Raw genomic sequence first — 16,491 nt, forward strand, 5'->3', positions numbered from 1 at the left:
ACTGCAGAGAAAATAGCACTTCCGGTCGCTGTCTCAATCGTGAATTTGAATGGATTATATGGTAGTTTCACGATTTCAAAGGCGAACGCTACGCTCCTCCAGAGCTTTTTTCTCTTTCGTTTTCACTTTTTGAACACACTCTGCTTGTATAGCAGTAAAAAAAGGCTCTCCGATCCTGTTGGACGGAGAGCTTTGCTTTCAGTACATAAGTTCAAACAATTAAATTCAAACCAATAAGATCAAAGAAATAAATTATGAAGTAGATGATGCCTGTAAGACTTGATCGACGTGGCCTTTGACACGCACTTTGCGCCAAGCTTGAGTAAGCTTGCCTTCTTCGTCGATGAGGAAGGTAGAACGTTCAATGCCCATATATTCTCGTCCGTACAGCTTTTTCAGCTTCCAAACACCGAAGAGCTCTGCGACTTGATGTTCAGGGTCAGACAGCAGCGGGAATGACAATTCATGCTTCGCTGCAAATCGATCATGCGATTTCATAAGGTCAGGCGAGATGCCTAGCACTACCGCATTATGATCTGCAAAAAGCTTGGTCTGATCACGGAAGTCACATGCTTCTTGCGTACAAGCAGGTGTTGAATCCTTCGGATAAAAATAAATGATGACTTTCTTGCCGCGATAATCACTTAACGTAATATTACTGCCTGTCGAAGCTGGCAAGGTGAAATCCGGCACGACTTGACCGATTTCAAGTTCGGACATGGTGAGTCAGCTCCTTTATATATATTTAATTAAGTAAAGTTGCTAAACGAGCATATTCAAAATGGTTAACGGAAGAGAAAAATGCACTGTAGGAACGAAGTGTTCGCCTTTGAAATCGTAAAAATACCATTAAATAAATTCAAAATTTACGATTGAGACAGCGACCGGAAGTGTAATTTTCTCTGCAGTGATCCACTTTTTGAATAGGTTCGTAGCTTCGCTACGAACCGGCTCCGCGGTAACGATGTACACCGGTATTCCAGATGAATAAACCAAGCGAGAAGAAGACAATTCCCACAACTGGCGTCATTAGCGCGTAGCCCATCCAGTTGGCAGGATCTAAGAAATACGCAGCTGGGTAAAACCCGACAAATGCGAACGGTAAGAGGAATGTAAGGATTCCTTTAAGCAGCTTATTATAAATCGTAATTGGGTAACGTCCATAGTTCTGAATGTTCCAGATCAGCGGCATAATCCCAGTCGGCGCATCTGAATAAAAAGATGTTGCTGTAATGGCGATAAACACACCAAAGTAAATCATGACTGCACCAATAATGAGTACGATAAACACGAACGGGTCATACCAAGACCACGCGATGTCTAGCTGCGCCCATGAATACCCCATTACGATAGCTCCTGCAAGCGAACTAAACAGTGCCGCGGGGTCCAAGTTCTCCAGTATGATCTGATACAAGTTATACGCCGGGCGTGTGAGGATACGGTCCATCTCCCCTTTGACAATATATCGCTCGGAGAAGCCGTACAAGTTAAATAATGCCGAGAACAATCCATAAGGGATCATGAAGAACCCATATATGAACAAGATCTGCTCCCGATTCCAGCCTCCCAGGGAGTCCGTCTGATTAAACACGATCAAAATAAACAATAAGTTAAGACCATTAAATAATAAGTCGGACAATACTTCGATCCAGAAGTCCGCACGATAAGTCAGCTTGGTCTTAATATAATTTTTCAAATAGCCAGTTGCCAGATTAATATAGAACATCGTGCATCACCCTCCCTGAACGAACAGACGCGTGCGTGCTGCTCTCCATAACAGGATCATCGGAATTATGAGCAGGGCAAACCACATGATCTGAAGCCCAATTAATCCCCATACCGCACTGCCTGTCACTCTACCTGTAAACACAGAGCCCGGTAAGTACGTAATGGCTTGGAACGGTAAGTATTCGAGGATCTTTGCTGCCCACCCCGGGAACAATGCAATCGGTACGATGAGTCCGGAAAATAAATCAATGGCTACGCGCTTCATGCGCATTAAGCCTTCGGCATTTTCCAAGAAAAAGGCAGTTAAGCCGGTAATGATGTTGATCTGCGAGTTAATTAAGAATGCAAACACTAACATCAATAAGTATATCCCCCACACCCCGATATCCCGTGGCAGTTCAACTGGGAACAGCAGGGACACGATAATAAGTCCTGGTGTTGTGAACAGTAGCAATCGGAAGATGCCTTCTCCGAAGCCTTGCATCATTTTGACAATGATATAGTTATAAGGACGAATGAATTGCACCGCAACGGAACCATCCCGAATGTCATTGGCAATTTCCCGATCCAAGTTGTTAAAATAAAACGCGCGACTCATCCACGAAACAACGACGTAAGTCGTCATCTGTGTCAGTGTTAGACCACCTAGCTGCTCGGTACTGCCATAGATCGCTTTCCATAAAAAATAATAAGACCCAATATTAATGGCATAAATCAAAATGCCGCTATAATAATTGACGCGGTAAGCAAGCATCATCAAGAACCGCATCCGAATAATTTCTACATACGCGCTAAACATGAATGCTTAACCTCTCTTCTACCTCCGCTCGCGGTACACTGGCTGATCCAGACTTATAAATTTCGCGTACGATGTCATCCGTATTCGTCTCAATGATCTGAATGTCGCGAATCGCAAGGTTACCTACAACACGTGCTAGCATATCGGATACGTTCGCAGTTTTCTGAGGAACAAAAGCGGTCGCGCTTTGATCATCATTCATTTTCCAAGCGACATCTAAGCCTTCGGTTAATGCCACAAGTGTCTCGAGTGTAACGGACTGTTCAAACTTGAGGACGACTTCTTTCCCTTGACCCCAACGCTCCTTCAATTCCTCTAGACCACCATCGTAAATGATACGACCATCATCGAGCATTATAACTCGTGAACATAAAGCTTCAATATCTTGCAGATCGTGCGTTGTCAGCAGGATTGTCGTGCCGTAGCGGCGGTTCAGGTCTTTTAAAAATTCACGAATTTCAGTCTTTACCACGATATCCAGTCCAATTGTCGGCTCATCCAAAAATACAATCGATGGATTATGTAGCAATGATGCTGCGAGTTCACAACGCATCCGCTGACCCAAGCTCAGTTTACGAACAGGTCTGGACAACAATTCACCGAGATCAAGGCGCTGAACGATTTCATCCAACATCGCCTTAAAATCATTCTCTGGAACTCGATAAATTTTGCGTAGCAATTGGAACGACTCAATCACGCCTAAATCCCACCACAATTGAGAACGCTGACCGAAGACGACACCAATCTCGCGCACAAATTTCTCACGCTCTTTATAAGGCACATGCCCATTAACAATGATGTCCCCTGACGTTGGAACAAGAATGCCTGTAAGCATCTTGATCGTCGTCGATTTCCCTGCCCCATTCTCACCGATATAGCCACAAATCTCCCCTTGCGGGATGGAAAAAGAAATGTCTTTCACTGCTGTTACTTGCTTATATTGACGATTAAATAAGTCACGCATGGCACCCTTTAGCCCGCCTCGATTAACTTGTACGTTAAATTCTTTGCGCAAATCATGCACATCGATTGCTAGCATATGTTTCCTCCTTACAGCTACCCTACTGTGCGAAGCTGGGTTGCTATCCCTGTTTTGAAACCTCTATAATTGAGTCATAATATGCGAGACCCTCACTCGCAAAAGACATTATTACATCATACAACAAGACCTTGAGTTTGGAAAAGGAGGGGACAATTTGCGAAAAAAGTGGAAATGGTTTCTACTTTTGCTTCTTATCGTCCTATTAGCTGGGGCTGGCTATTATGGTTATTCGTTATACAATTTCGCCAATAATATCTCCAATAAATCGGAGCAGAATTCCTATTTTTCTAAGGAACAACAACAAGAAAACTTGCCTCCTATATGGGAAAAGAAAGATCGGGTTAACATTCTGCTTTTAGGCGGAGATGCTCGCGTATCCACGATTAAAGAGCGTCCAAGGTCGGATACGATGATCTTGCTGTCCGTCGATCCGGTCACGAAAAAAGCATCGATGATGTCGATCCTCCGTGACTTGTATGTCAAGATTCCGGGCAAAGGACAGAATCGAATTAATGCCGCTCTAGCGTTCGGTGGACCTAACCTTGCGATGCGAACAGTTAGTGAGGCGCTCGACATTCCTGTTCAATATTATGTGTATACGGATTTCAAAGGATTTATTGCACTTGTTGATTCCATTGGCGGCGTTACGATTGATGTTGAGAAGAACATGAAGTATACAGATTCTGCAGATAAGCATCTCTTCGACATCAATTTGAAAAAAGGTGTTCAGCAGATGGATGGTAAGACGGCGCTACAATACGTTCGCTTCCGTCATGACGCTGAGCACAATATTGGTCGCTCCGAGCGGCAAAGAAAGTTTATCTCAGCAGTCGCTCAAAAAATGCAATCCACATCCTCGATCCTAAAGATGCCGACGATTCTAAACAATATTGAGCCTTTTATTGAAACGAATCTTAAGGTCAGTGACTTAACGAAGCTGGCAGGACTTGCATTCGAAGTGAATACGAAGGAAATGAGCTCTGTACAATTACCTCCAATGCACTTGTATAACGACCGAATGATTGAGGGCATGGCCGTTGTAACGACAGACAAGAAAAAGCTACAACAATATGTACAAGGTATCTTTAATGGTACGATCAGTCCAGATGGAAAACCTGTTAATAAATAAGCATAGGATCAAATAAGCATTAGCAGCTTGTCAAGAGCACTTCACATGGGAAGAAGTCGCTCTTGATCCGCTTGCTGTTATTCATGAAAAGAAAAGGGGAATTTTCATTATGGAACGTACAAGATCGGCAGAGTTGTATACGGAAGCACTTGAGCACATTGTAGGCGGTGTTAACTCACCATCACGCTCATTCAAGGCTGTTGGCGGCGGTGCGCCCGTATTTATGAAGCGCGGTGAAGGTGCTTACTTCTGGGATGAGGATGGCAATAAATATATCGATTTCTTAGCAGCCTATGGTCCGATTATTACTGGACATGCGCATTCGCACATTACGGAAGCGATCTGCAATGCGGCAAAAAACGGGACACTATACGGAACACCAACTGAGCTTGAGATCAAATTTGCGAAGATGCTAAAAGACGCGATTCCATCGCTCGATAAAGTTCGCTTTGTGAACTCAGGAACGGAAGCGGTTATGACGACGATTCGCGTTGCACGTGCCTTTACAGGACGGACAAAAATTATTAAATTCGCAGGCTGTTACCACGGACATTCCGATCTTGTGCTTGTTGCGGCAGGATCTGGTCCATCTACACTGGGAACGCCAGACAGTGCAGGGGTCCCTGCTTCGATCGCACAAGAAGTGATCACAGTACCGTTCAACGATCTCGACGCGCTAAACGCAGCACTTGATCGTTGGCAGGGTGAGATCGCTGCCGTTATGGTCGAGCCCATCGTCGGTAACTTCGGCATGGTGATGCCGAAGCCAGGCTTCCTCGAAGGGCTCTGCCAAGCGGCACGCAGCCACGGCGCCCTGGTCATCTACGACGAGGTTATCACAGCGTTCCGGTTCCACTACGGAACGACGCAAACCTACGATGACCTAGGCGCGGACCGCGCAGCCATCGAACCCGATCTGACGGCCCTAGGCAAAGTGATCGGCGGCGGACTGCCGATCGGTGCTTATGGTGGCCGTAAGGAAGTGATGGCGCAGGTCGCTCCGCTTGGACCTGCTTATCAAGCCGGCACGATGGCGGGTAACCCTGCCTCCATCTCCGCAGGCATTGCCTGCCTCGAGGTTATGCAAGAGGCAGGGTTGTACGAGAGGCTGGAGCGCATGGGCGCACGCCTCGCAGATGGTTTGGCAGCAGCGGCAGCGAAGCATAGCGTGCCACTTACGATCAACCGCATCGGCGGTGCAATCTCGACGCACTTCTGCGATCATTCCGTGACGAACTTTGATGAAGCTCAAGATACGGATGGCGAGCAATTCGCTGCATTCTTCCGTCACATGCTTGAAGAAGGAATTCTTCTCGCTCCATCCAAATATGAAGCATGGTTTATCACGATTGCGCATACAGATGAAGATATCGAAACGACAATTGCAGCGGCAGAACGTGCTTTTGCCAAAATGAATAGCTAATCCCTTGTAATAAACGAACCTTATACACTCAAATTCACGAACTATACTCGAATATCGGGTATAGTTCGTTCGTGTTTAATGAAATATTTATCAGCCATATAAAATATTTCATTCATAAATATGCAAAATGCAAACGCTTCCACGTCAGATAACCTGACATAGGATATTGTATGTCGAAATAATTTCATGCTATTCTTAATGTACTAGTTTTTCGTATTTTCTATTTAAAAATAGCGTATTTTCCCACTTTTCTAATCAATTTATTAGATGCAATTCCATTCCACCCTCATTCTCTTGCCAAATTAGGCAGCAAACTCGGGCATACAATCCCTCTTTCGCCACATATAATTATTCAATATGTTGAATTTTTATACAACATTAATGCATAACCTATTATTCCGTTTTTTCGCAAGATCCATTGCTAAAATAGAACTAATTATTGCTCACATTTTGAGGAGGTGAAGGTCAGGTAACTGACCCTGTGCTATGAACGAATCTATGCGTAATGAAGGCCGTTTTGAGAATTTATTGCTTACTGAGCACGATAGCTGCGGCATTGTATGTATCATCGAAAAAGATGGTCATCCGTCCACTAGCAACATCCAAAAAGCGATTGATGCCCTCGTCAAATTGGAGCACCGCTCTGGCTTTATTGCTGGTGAAGGTGATGGATGCGGAATTCTTACCGATATCCCGCGCGCGTTATGGGAGCGTAAACTTGTTGATGCGAGCTTAGATGGTGCTCTTGCTTATACAGATGCTTTCTCTGTCGCTCATATTTTCGTTCCAAGACGGGATGAATTTTCAGTCGAAACGATCCAAGCAGGCATCCGCCAATTGTTCGCGGATCACAAGGTTTCGATTATTTTAGAACAAGAAAACGGTGTTGACCGCTCTGTCCTCGGTGCTAATGGTCTGAATGATGAGCCTTTATTCTGGCAGATCGCAGCTCTAGGCGATGAATCCCATGAGAATCTGGCAAATGCCCTTTATGAACTTCATGTTGCCATTGAACAAGAATACCGCGTGCATGTCGCAACGCTTAGCCATGTAACGTCTGCTTATAAAGTGATGGGTTCTGCAACAATCTTGCAGCAATATTTTGACGACACACGCGATCCACTATTCGCTTCTCAAGTGACAGTTGGTCATAACCGTTATTCCACGAATACATTGTCGTCCTTCTTCCGTGTACAACCATTCTCGCTCCTCGGACACAATGGTGAAATTAACACGGTTAAGAAAATGCGTATTGAAGCGGATATGATCGGTGTTCCGCTTGTCGATGGCGGCTCTGACTCACAGGACATGAACCGTGTTATTGAAACATTCATTCACCGCTTTGGCATGAGCTTATTCGAAGCGATGGAGCTTGTCTTCCCTCCTATTATTAATGAAATGAAAAGCTTCCGACCGGAGCTTCAAGACTTATATGTGTACTTCCGTCAAATCTGGGGTCACTACGCACAAGGCCCTGCAGGGATCGTGTCCCGTTATGGCAATGAGTGCATCTTCTCCGTTGATGCTCTTGGCCTTCGTCCTGTGTGGATGGTTGAAACGGCTGAATCCTTCTACTTCTCTTCAGAGCAAGGGGTTGTGTTCGTCAGCGACATGGTTGCTGAACCGAAACCGATTGCTCCTGGTGAAAAAATAGGGGTTCAGCTCACGCCAGGTCAACCTGTTAACATCGTTCCTTACTATCAAGTACAAAATCTCGTGCTGGAGCGCGCATCCAAACGTGTTGATTTTACAGGATTACGTAAGCATCTTAATCCATCTCTTGAAGGCCTTGCAGTTGAAGCTGCTCCTGCAAATGGTGAAGCTACCGATTCTATATACAGCGCATTTGGCTGGGATCGTGACGGCATCTCGATGATCGAACAAATGGCAGAGACAGGTGCAGAGCCGATTCGCTCCCTTGGGCATGATGCACCGCACGCGGCTCTTCACTGGGAACGACAGAACATCCCTGACTTCATTAAAGAAAGTGTTGCTGTCGTAACGAATCCAGCGATTGACCGTGACCGCGAAATGGAGCACTTCTCTACTCGTATCGTCGTTGGACCTCGTTCGGCTGTGTATGGCAGCTTAGATCATCGCTTGCGTGTTGAACTACTTGCACCACTTGTACTTGAAGGTGCGAATGGTGTAGATTCCGAGCAGCAATTGTCCCAACCAAGCTATGAGGCGTTACTCGCAATGTTCGCTGGGTCTACGACTGTATTATCGACGATATTTGCTCGTGGCACTTCGCTCCGTGATGCTCTCGATCAATTAGCTGAAGCTGCTGCTAATGCAGTTCACAGTGGCTCTACCCTACTCGTTCTTGATGATACAGGTGCACACGAGAATGATCGCCTATGGATCGAACCACACCTAGCTGTATCCAAAGTCGATATTCGCTTACGTTCAGAAAAAATTGCACTCGGTGACAACTTACGCCGGCAAGCATCGATCGTTCTCCGCTCCGCTGGAATTCGGAACTTGCATGATATCGCGGTTGCTTGTGGCTTAGGTGCTGATGTGATCTCACCTTATATCTTGTTCCAGACTGCGTCTGTTAAAGAAGGTGCTGTTGCAGCGCGTAGAGTATATGCGGCTTTGTCCAAAGGCTTGGAGAAAGTGATCTCTACAATCGGTACGCATGAATTACGCGGTTACACGCGCTTCTTCTCCTCTATTGGCTTAAAACCTGAAATTGCAGAAGTACTTGATATCGTCAACTATTTAGGTAATGAAGAAATTGGAACAGGATTTAGCGAGCTAGAAGCAGATGCGGAGAAGCGTTATGCCGATTTCTCAAATCCAAAGGCAAAGGCGGCGAAGAACTTCCGCTTCTTCCAGCGTATGTGGAAAGCGCTTGGTGATGCAGCTTCAGGTGCTGCACCATATAGTGACTACCGGGATAAACTCCGCGAAGAAGAGAAGAAGAATCCGATCTCCATTCGTCACGTTGCTGAATTCAACTATGCAAAGTCATTACAAGAAGGTCGCACAGCTCTTCAGCCGTCTGACGTCAATATTGCGGTAGGTAATCACTCCTTACCTATGTTGATCTCTTCCATGTCATTCGGATCGCAGAACGAAACGGCATTCCGCGCTTATGCAGAAGCTGGCGAGCGTCTGAACATGGTTACGATGAACGGTGAGGGCGGCGAAATTAAAGATATGCTCGGCCGCTATAAGAACACCCGCGGAGCGCAAGTCGCTTCTGGTCGATTCGGCGTCAACATTGAACTTGCGAATGCTGTTGCCTTCTTAGAGATTAAGATCGGTCAAGGCGCAAAGCCCGGTGAAGGCGGACACCTTCCTGGTTCCAAGGTAACACCGAAAGTCGCTGCGGCTCGTAATGCAACGATTGGTTCTGACCTCATCTCGCCTTCGAACAATCACGATATTTATTCAATTGAAGACTTGGCACAAATGATCTCTGAGCTTAAAGAAGCAAGCGGTCGTAAAGCGAAGATCATCGTGAAAATCCCAATTGTCCCTGGTATCGGTACGATTGCTGTCGGTGTTGCCAAAGCAGGCGCTGATGTCATTACCTTATCCGGCTTTGATGGCGGTACAGGTGCAGCTCGTGTACACTCCTTGACTCACGTTGGTTTACCAACAGAAATCGGTACGAAACTGGCACATGTTGCCCTCATTGAAGCAGGTCTACGTAATCAAGTCGAACTGTGGTCTGACGGTGGCTTAAAGTCAGGTTCTGATGTTGTCAAAATGGTGATGTTAGGCGCAAACCGCTGCGGATTCGGCTCCATCTCGATGCAAGCAATCGGTTGTACGACATGCCGTGGTTGTCACCTTGATACATGTCACGTGGGTATTGCTACGCAAATCGACTCGATGGAAGAAGCGGAGGAAAAAGGTCTTCGCCGCTTCGTACCTCGTCAATTCGATCTAGCTGTTGACTCTCTCGTTCGCCTATTCGGTGGCATAGCAGATGAAATTCGTGAGATTGTCGCAGCACTTGGCTTTAAAGACCTGCAAGAACTAGTAGGTCGATCTGATCTACTTGAACAAGTGAGCCACCAAGAGCGTATTGATCTATCCAGCATCCTACGCCCTGCTCCAATGCCGCTTGCTACACTTGAGCTTGCACATGCACATGCTGAAGTTGCAATCGCATCTTCTGATATTAAGATCGCTGAAGGCGAACTTGGTCAAGAGTGCTTCCCAGATGAAGTATCATGGGATGCGCCAGTTGAGCGCAATTGGAGTAAAGTGAATGCGGAGACTCGTATTCTTGGTGCAAGATACGGTTCACATCGCGTAAGAGACCGCTTCGATGGCTCTTATGATGAACTGCCAGCTGTGTCGCTCAACATGCACGATGGCTCCGTTCCGGGTAACGGATTAGGGGCATTTAACGCACGCGGAGTTAACATTACGGTACACGGCGGTGCGGAAGATGGCGTTGGCAAAGTGGCATTCGGTGGTAAGGTTGCTATCTTGAAGTCCCCTGGCCAACATGGCGTGTATATCGACGGTTCTGTAGGTAAATCATTCGGCTACGGTGCACAGAAAGGCTTGTTCTTAATCCAAGGCAGTGCAGATACTCGTGCTTGTATCCGCTTCTCAGGTGCTGATGTTGTATTCGGTGGTGAGATTAAGGAACCGATCCGTGATGAACTTGGTGGTCTTGCAGCTCGTGCAAACCTAAAGGGCTTCGCCTTCGAATACATGACGAACGGTCGTGCTGTTGTACTCGGTGATCCAGGTCCTTGGATGTGTGCAGGGATGACTGGTGGTGTCATTTATCAACGTGTGAACTACGCAATGGGTCTTGATCTCAAAGCAATCGAACGCCGTATTGCCAAAGGCGCTAAAGTGAAGATCGAATCCGTCGGACCGCAAAGTAAACAAGACCTAAATGAACTATTAGGTGCTTATCGCGCAGAACTTGCGAACTCGGGTCAAGCTGAAGCTGCTGCTCGTGTGGATGCCCTTCTTGCTGATCTCGACAACAACTTCGTGCGTATCGCACCAGTTGCTTTACAAGCCGATCAAAGCGTAGCAACCGAATAATCTAGCTTAATCGTAAATAAGCATGCCTCTCTTCATCTGAGAGTGCATGCTTTTTTTCTTCTATATAGAGCACTAGTCATCAGTGAAACGAAATCGGCTTCTTTTACGTATAAATAGTTAACAAATAACGGATTAATATCCTTTATCAAGAAAGGTGATACAAACATGAGTAAATCTAGCTTTAACGTAAACCTATCTCCGAGAGAAGTCTTTCACCTCGTCATGAATGAACAAAACGCTGATCTGATCCATGATGAATTCCAAGAACTCGGCGATGGACGCTCCATGGGAACCCTTGTTTTTGAAAAATACTACATGCGCACCAGCAATCGTGCTGCGCTAGTCGTCCTCATTGATAATGTGCAGGGTGTTACCAATGTCCGAGTGATCTCTACTGGAAGTTCAGAGGGCGTATTTTTCAAATTCGACTGGGGTGCAAGTGCTAACTTTGTGGACAGCGTAGAAAACATTCTTGCACGCTATATCATTTCATAGCCCGTTACACAAAATGTCGTAAAATATTCTGAAAACATTCGCGTTTTCGCATTTTAGTGAGACATTTGTCACAGTGAACCTGTGCGATTTGTTGCATGATGATGATGGATATCATTTTATCATGCGAAGGTGATGCTTTTTGAAATTGGGATTAGTGAAGAAAATTTTGCTCGGTATTATTACAGTATCCATCATAACGTATGGGACGAGTGCAATTTTTATTTTTTACTTAAAAGATATTATTGCACCATCCATGCCTCAGTGGATCTACAACTGTGGGGTTCTTGCCCTCGGGATATTCTGGACAAGCTTACTTGCCTATTTGGCTGCCAAATGGTTTACCCGACCTCTAATTGCACTCTCGCATTCCATGAATGAGGCGGCTGGTGGAAACCTGCGCGTGGATGTACCCAAGCACCCTTTTGACGATGAAATTCAGACCCTTACCTTATCATTTGGTACCATGCTTCATAATCTCAATCAAATGATCAAAGAAATCGCTGATCATGCCGTTGTCACGAATCAAAGTGCTGACACAGTAAGTCAAGCAATCATGCAAGCCGCACTGCAAGTCGAGAGCATTGCCAAAACCATTGATCATGTTTCCAAAGGAGCAGATGTGCAAGCAAATTCCGTCTCTCATGCGCTTCATGCCGTCGGACAAATCTCCGATGCAGCAGCAATTGTAAGCGAGAAGGCGACACATACTTACAAAACGACACAGGATCTATGTCATCTACTCGAGGAAAGCATGCAATCTGTGCAATCCTTGATTCATGGGATGAATACGGTCGCAAAATCTAATGCCCTTACGATGGAAGATGTACATAAGTTAGAACAACATACGATGGAAATTAGTGAAATCACGCAGGTTGTTAGGGAGATTTCCGATCAGACGAATTTACTCGCACTTAACGCTTCTATTGAAGCAGCACGTGCTGGTGATCATGGACAAGGCTTCTCCATCGTTGCCCAAGAAATTCGTAAACTGGCTGTGAAAAGCTCACAAGCCGTGGATCACATCACAGAGCTGATTGTTCAAATTCAAGATCAAGTCACAAGCGTAGTTGCCCAAACGAATGAGCAGCTGCACATTGTTGAGAAAGAAGCTGCGAAAAGTGAAGATATGCAGGAAGCCCTTCACGGTATTAATTCTTCAATTCAAGAGACGTCCGAATCTGTAACGAGCATTGTTGAAGTCGTCTCCAATCAGAATGTCCAGATCAAGCATACGCTTGATCAAACATCTGGGATTGCGGGGATTGCAGAGCAAATTGCAGAAGGTGCTCGCGAGATGGCAGCATCCACACAGGAGCAGACCGCTATCATGGAGGAAATTGCCGCATCATCCGAAATTCTTAGAGAGTACTCGTCGAACTTACAGACGAAGACAAAAGTATTCCGATTCGAACAAGCTTAAAATGTTCCCTTACATAGATGCAAAAAAAGCATGTCATCTGAAGTGGATGGCATGCTTTTTCATTGGATTGTTTATTGAAGCTATTGTCTTGCCTTCGTAAGTTCACTCACCATTTCATCATGAATAAGTCCGTTTGTCGCAAGCATGTTGCGCACAGCAAGTGAATATGGTTTACCGTCTGTATCTGTCACTCGCCCACCCGCTTCTTGAATGAGCAGTGCTCCTGCAGCTACATCCCAAGCATTCAGACCAATTTCCCAGAAACCACTAAGTCTGCCTGAAGCCACATAGGCCATATGCAAGGCTGCAGATCCTGCAACACGTAAGTTACGTACTTGTGGGCTGATCACATTCACACCGGCTAAATTCAGTGGCAATGCATATTGTTGATCGGGTGGGAATCCTGTAGCAACAAGGGCTTGTGCTAACGTCTCTTCACCTGATACTTCAAGCACTTTGCCTCGAAGATAGGCACCTTTACCTTTTTCCGCAACGAATAATTCATCTCGCATCGGGTCGTAAATGGCAGCAACGATCACTTCTCCACGATGTGCCAGGGCAATAGACACACAGAAGAATGGGAATCCATGTACGAAATTCGTCGTTCCATCAATCGGATCTACGATCCATAAGTATTCAGCATCACTCATCTCTCGCAAAGCTTGAGCAGATGCCGCTGGACCTGGCTCTACCCCTTCTTCACCAAGTATCGAGTGATCAGGAAAGTGAGTTAGAATTAAATTACGAATAAGTTTCTCTGCACCTTTGTCAATTTCAGTGACCAAATCTTGTGAGGATTGTTTCAAGTTAACTTCTCGAATGTTGCCTAGTTTGCTTTTAATCCACTCCCCCGCTTTAGAGGCTGTGTTAATTGCGACGGCAGTGAAGCTTTTTGATCCAATCGTATACATCTATAATCAACTCTTTCTACTATATTCAACATCATTATTATAGTCGATAATACGTGAGAAGAGAGTAGGACGTTTCATTAAGATTTGACAAAAAAAAGAAGCGCACACCGATTCGCAAATCAGTGCACGCTTCACTTGTTCGTTATTTGACTGGGGATGTTATTAAACGCCCATAATGTGGAATCCAGCGTCCACGTAGATCACTTCTCCTGTAATACCGCGGGAAAGTGGGCTAAGCAAGAACATTGCTGTGTCGCCAACCTCAGCTACATCTGTTGTACGGCGAAGAGGTGCTCTCTCTTCTACTGTATGAAGGATAGAGTTGAAGTCTTTGATGCCTTTTGCAGCAAGTGTACGGATTGGGCCAGCAGACACACCGTTCACACGGATGTTGTGAGGTCCAAGGTCAGCTGCTAGGTAGCGAATACTTGCTTCAAGTGCAGCTTTCGCAACACCCATTACATTGTAGTTCTTCATTACGCGCTCAGAACCAAGGTATGTCATCGCCATGATCGCGCCGCCTTCTGTCATAAGCGGATAAACACGCTTCGCAACAGCTACTAGGGAGTATGCGGAGATGTCGTTTGCAAGTGCAAATCCATCACGGGATGTGCCTAAGAACATACCATCAAGCTCTTCGCCCTTAGCGAATGCGATAGAGTGTACGAAACCATGTAATACGCCGAACTCTTCCTTCAGCTTGTCCACTAGTGTATCGATCTCAGCATCTACTGTTACGTTACACGGAAGAACGACTGAACCTGGAAGTTGGTCAGCTAGCTTACGAACACGCTGTTCTACACGCTCGCTCTCATATGTAAAAGCAAGTCTTGCACCTTGTGCAGATAAAGATTGTGCAATCGCCCAAGCAATACTGCGGTCATTGGCTACACCCATTACGAGTACGTTCTTACCTGTCATTAATCCATTCATTACGTTTATATTCCCCTCTCAAACTGTATATAAAGTTCGTTACGTGCCTATGTGTGTTACTACATATTCTACAAATTAACCGATTTCCCCTCTTATTTCAAGTTTTGATGGAAATGGAAGCTTCATCTATTTGCTCCACATCCGTCTCATTAATCAAGTCTTGAACCAATTGTATCAAGGCACTGTCCTTCATCTTAGCCTCAATCATTACATCTAAATGGGGTGTAAATGGCGCAATCCCCCTCATAAAAGCAAGCAGTCCCACTGGGTCTACATAATCCGCATGACTGCGCGGGTTTGTTTCATTTTTCGGGGAAGAGACATGAATTTTCGGTGGTAAAGGTGCGTCTTGTTCCCATGTTTTTAATATGCGCGGCCACAGCTCCACACTCGTCTGCTCGCTTAGATTTACTTCATCATGATGAATATCGAGTACCATGGGAACTCCAACCTGTTCACATACTTCCAAAGTCTCAAGCGCTGTAAACGTCTTATCATCATTCTCTAAAGTAAGTCTCGCACGCACTTCCGGACGAAGCAAGGCAAAGTGCTCTACAAAACGTTTACTTGCCGTCACCTTGTCACCATAGGCACCACCGATATGAATATTGCTCTTCGCATCGGTATTTAGCCCCATGGCTTCAAGCATCGCCGTATGCCGCTCTATATCTCCAATTGAAGATTGCAAGACCGACTCTCTTGGCGTTGATAACACGGTAAAATGGTCCGGATGAAAGCTCACCCGCATCTGATGCTGCTTCACATAATCTCCAACCGCTTTGAAATCATCCGCAAGCACAGGCATCGGGTTCCATCCTTCTACGGATTCATGCCCAATTAACGGAATGAGCTTAGAGGAGAAGCGAAATACCACTATGTCGTGTGCGCGATTATGTTTGAGCAGACGTAAGGAATTGTGCAAGTTCTCAGCAGCTAACCGTTCAAGCTTACGAAGTCCCGCTTCTCGATCTTGGAGCTTGTTAAATGAAGTGACGGTCATTGTTCGGGAAGGTGATGCCTTCTCTACAATTGTTGACATGGCAACATAGCCGAATCTTACGATCAAAGGTATACCTCCTACAAAAGATACATACGAGTTCTTTGGTTATTATTTCATTAATTATCGTTATCATGTACAAAAGGCGAACTCCCAACTAAATTGGAAATTCGCCCTCTTATTTAAGCTATTCGTTTAATCTACTCGTTAACTGCTGCTGAGGCTTCAACCGGCAAATGGGTATGAACAATTTCGTGATACGAAATTTTGGAACCGATAATTGGGCTATCAGCTTTCTCACCATGCCCATGACCTTGCCCTTCTTGCTTGTTCTCTTCTTTTTTCTTATGACCATGCGCCGCTTTGAACGAATCGCTCGCTACCCACGCCTCAAAATGCGCTTTGGACTCCCATACCGTGTTCACTTTGATTTCTTCATACTCGGTAAGTCCTTCTGTGCGCAGAAGATCAAGTCTTACAAACCCTTCAAAGCTTTGCACACCTTTAGCCACTTTAAATCTTTCTAGAATCGCGCTACTACATCCCAATTTCACTTGAATCGTATTCGTTACAATAATCATCC

Annotated in this window: 13 protein-coding genes; 5 read left to right on the forward strand and 8 right to left on the reverse strand. The window is 45.4% G+C overall.

Translation table 11 applies throughout. The features are described 5' to 3' along the window. Positions 1–252 precede the first annotated feature (252 nt). The 4 genes from bcp to NV379_RS10265 all read right to left on the reverse strand — a co-directional run bounded on the left by bcp (position 253) and on the right by NV379_RS10265 (position 3,566). Entirely contained in the window at positions 253–720 is a 468-nt protein-coding gene (bcp, locus tag NV379_RS10250) for a thioredoxin-dependent thiol peroxidase (protein WP_258207220.1), read from the reverse strand. Positions 721–940: 220 nt separating this feature from the next. After that, positions 941–1,726 carry an ABC transporter permease gene (locus NV379_RS10255; protein WP_258207221.1) on the reverse strand — a complete coding sequence of 262 codons (786 nt, stop codon included), beginning with the start codon at positions 1,724–1,726 and terminating at the stop codon, positions 941–943. Between the two features lie 6 nt (positions 1,727–1,732). Beyond that, positions 1,733–2,527 (reverse strand): ABC transporter permease, encoded by a 795-nt coding sequence (locus NV379_RS10260; RefSeq protein ID WP_258207222.1) that lies wholly within the window; start codon positions 2,525–2,527, stop codon positions 1,733–1,735. Then, positions 2,520–3,566 carry an ABC transporter ATP-binding protein gene (locus NV379_RS10265; RefSeq protein ID WP_258207223.1) on the reverse strand — a complete coding sequence of 349 codons (1,047 nt, stop codon included), beginning with the start codon at positions 3,564–3,566 and terminating at the stop codon, positions 2,520–2,522. Before NV379_RS10265 ends, NV379_RS10260 begins: the two co-directional genes overlap by 8 nt. 157 nt (positions 3,567–3,723) lie before the next feature. Between NV379_RS10265 and NV379_RS10270 the strand changes: the two genes are divergently transcribed. The 5 genes from NV379_RS10270 (at position 3,724) to NV379_RS10290 (ending at position 13,067) form a co-directional block, all read left to right on the forward strand. Next, a complete protein-coding gene (locus NV379_RS10270) occupies positions 3,724–4,698 on the forward strand; it encodes an LCP family protein (RefSeq protein WP_258207224.1) in 975 nt (324 codons plus the stop codon). Between the two features lie 109 nt (positions 4,699–4,807). Beyond that, on the forward strand, positions 4,808–6,121 hold the full coding sequence (locus NV379_RS10275) for a glutamate-1-semialdehyde 2,1-aminomutase (protein WP_258207225.1): 1,314 nt from the start codon (positions 4,808–4,810) through the stop codon (positions 6,119–6,121). Between the two features lie 486 nt (positions 6,122–6,607). Then, positions 6,608–11,152, forward strand: coding sequence for a glutamate synthase-related protein (locus NV379_RS10280; RefSeq protein ID WP_258207226.1), 4,545 nt, complete (start codon positions 6,608–6,610; stop codon positions 11,150–11,152). 165 nt (positions 11,153–11,317) lie between these two features. Continuing rightward, positions 11,318–11,647 (forward strand): DUF6054 family protein, encoded by a 330-nt coding sequence (locus tag NV379_RS10285; RefSeq protein WP_258207227.1) that lies wholly within the window; start codon positions 11,318–11,320, stop codon positions 11,645–11,647. A 139-nt stretch (positions 11,648–11,786) separates the two neighbouring features. Further along, positions 11,787–13,067, forward strand: coding sequence for a methyl-accepting chemotaxis protein (locus tag NV379_RS10290; RefSeq protein ID WP_258207228.1), 1,281 nt, complete (start codon positions 11,787–11,789; stop codon positions 13,065–13,067). Between the two features lie 80 nt (positions 13,068–13,147). On the opposite strand, the gene NV379_RS10295 is transcribed toward NV379_RS10290, so the two are convergent. From NV379_RS10295 to NV379_RS10310, 4 genes are all read right to left on the reverse strand, one after another. Continuing rightward, entirely contained in the window at positions 13,148–13,978 is an 831-nt protein-coding gene (locus NV379_RS10295) for an inositol monophosphatase family protein (protein ID WP_258207229.1), read from the reverse strand. 162 nt (positions 13,979–14,140) lie between these two features. Continuing rightward, positions 14,141–14,911 (reverse strand): enoyl-ACP reductase FabI, encoded by a 771-nt coding sequence (gene fabI / locus NV379_RS10300; protein ID WP_258207230.1) that lies wholly within the window; start codon positions 14,909–14,911, stop codon positions 14,141–14,143. Positions 14,912–15,008: 97 nt separating this feature from the next. Next, positions 15,009–15,977 carry a UV DNA damage repair endonuclease UvsE gene (gene uvsE / locus NV379_RS10305; RefSeq protein ID WP_258207231.1) on the reverse strand — a complete coding sequence of 323 codons (969 nt, stop codon included), beginning with the start codon at positions 15,975–15,977 and terminating at the stop codon, positions 15,009–15,011. A gap of 131 nt (positions 15,978–16,108) precedes the next feature. Continuing rightward, positions 16,109–16,489, reverse strand: a complete 381-nt coding sequence (locus tag NV379_RS10310; protein WP_258207232.1) for an antibiotic biosynthesis monooxygenase — start codon at positions 16,487–16,489, stop codon at positions 16,109–16,111. Positions 16,490–16,491: the final 2 nt, after the last annotated feature.

This window comes from Paenibacillus radicibacter (assembly GCF_024721995.1).
In the GTDB taxonomy this organism is placed as follows: Bacteria; Bacillota; Bacilli; order Paenibacillales; family NBRC-103111; genus Paenibacillus_AM; species Paenibacillus_AM radicibacter.

Bases quoted from the DNA above. Each gene is read 5' to 3' on its own strand.
- NV379_RS10255 (WP_258207221.1), bottom strand. From the start codon at position 1,726: ATGTTCTATATTAATCTGGCAACTGGCTATTTGAAAAATTATATTAAG.
- NV379_RS10280 (WP_258207226.1), top strand. From the start codon at position 6,608: ATGAACGAATCTATGCGTAATGAAGGCCGTTTTGAGAATTTATTGCTT.
- bcp (WP_258207220.1), bottom strand. From the start codon at position 720: ATGTCCGAACTTGAAATCGGTCAAGTCGTGCCGGATTTCACCTTGCCA.
- fabI (WP_258207230.1), bottom strand. From the start codon at position 14,911: ATGAATGGATTAATGACAGGTAAGAACGTACTCGTAATGGGTGTAGCC.
- NV379_RS10275 (WP_258207225.1), top strand. From the start codon at position 4,808: ATGGAACGTACAAGATCGGCAGAGTTGTATACGGAAGCACTTGAGCAC.
- NV379_RS10265 (WP_258207223.1), bottom strand. From the start codon at position 3,566: ATGCTAGCAATCGATGTGCATGATTTGCGCAAAGAATTTAACGTACAA.
- NV379_RS10260 (WP_258207222.1), bottom strand. From the start codon at position 2,527: ATGTTTAGCGCGTATGTAGAAATTATTCGGATGCGGTTCTTGATGATG.
- NV379_RS10295 (WP_258207229.1), bottom strand. From the start codon at position 13,978: ATGTATACGATTGGATCAAAAAGCTTCACTGCCGTCGCAATTAACACA.
- NV379_RS10310 (WP_258207232.1), bottom strand. From the start codon at position 16,489: ATGATTATTGTAACGAATACGATTCAAGTGAAATTGGGATGTAGTAGC.
- NV379_RS10285 (WP_258207227.1), top strand. From the start codon at position 11,318: ATGAGTAAATCTAGCTTTAACGTAAACCTATCTCCGAGAGAAGTCTTT.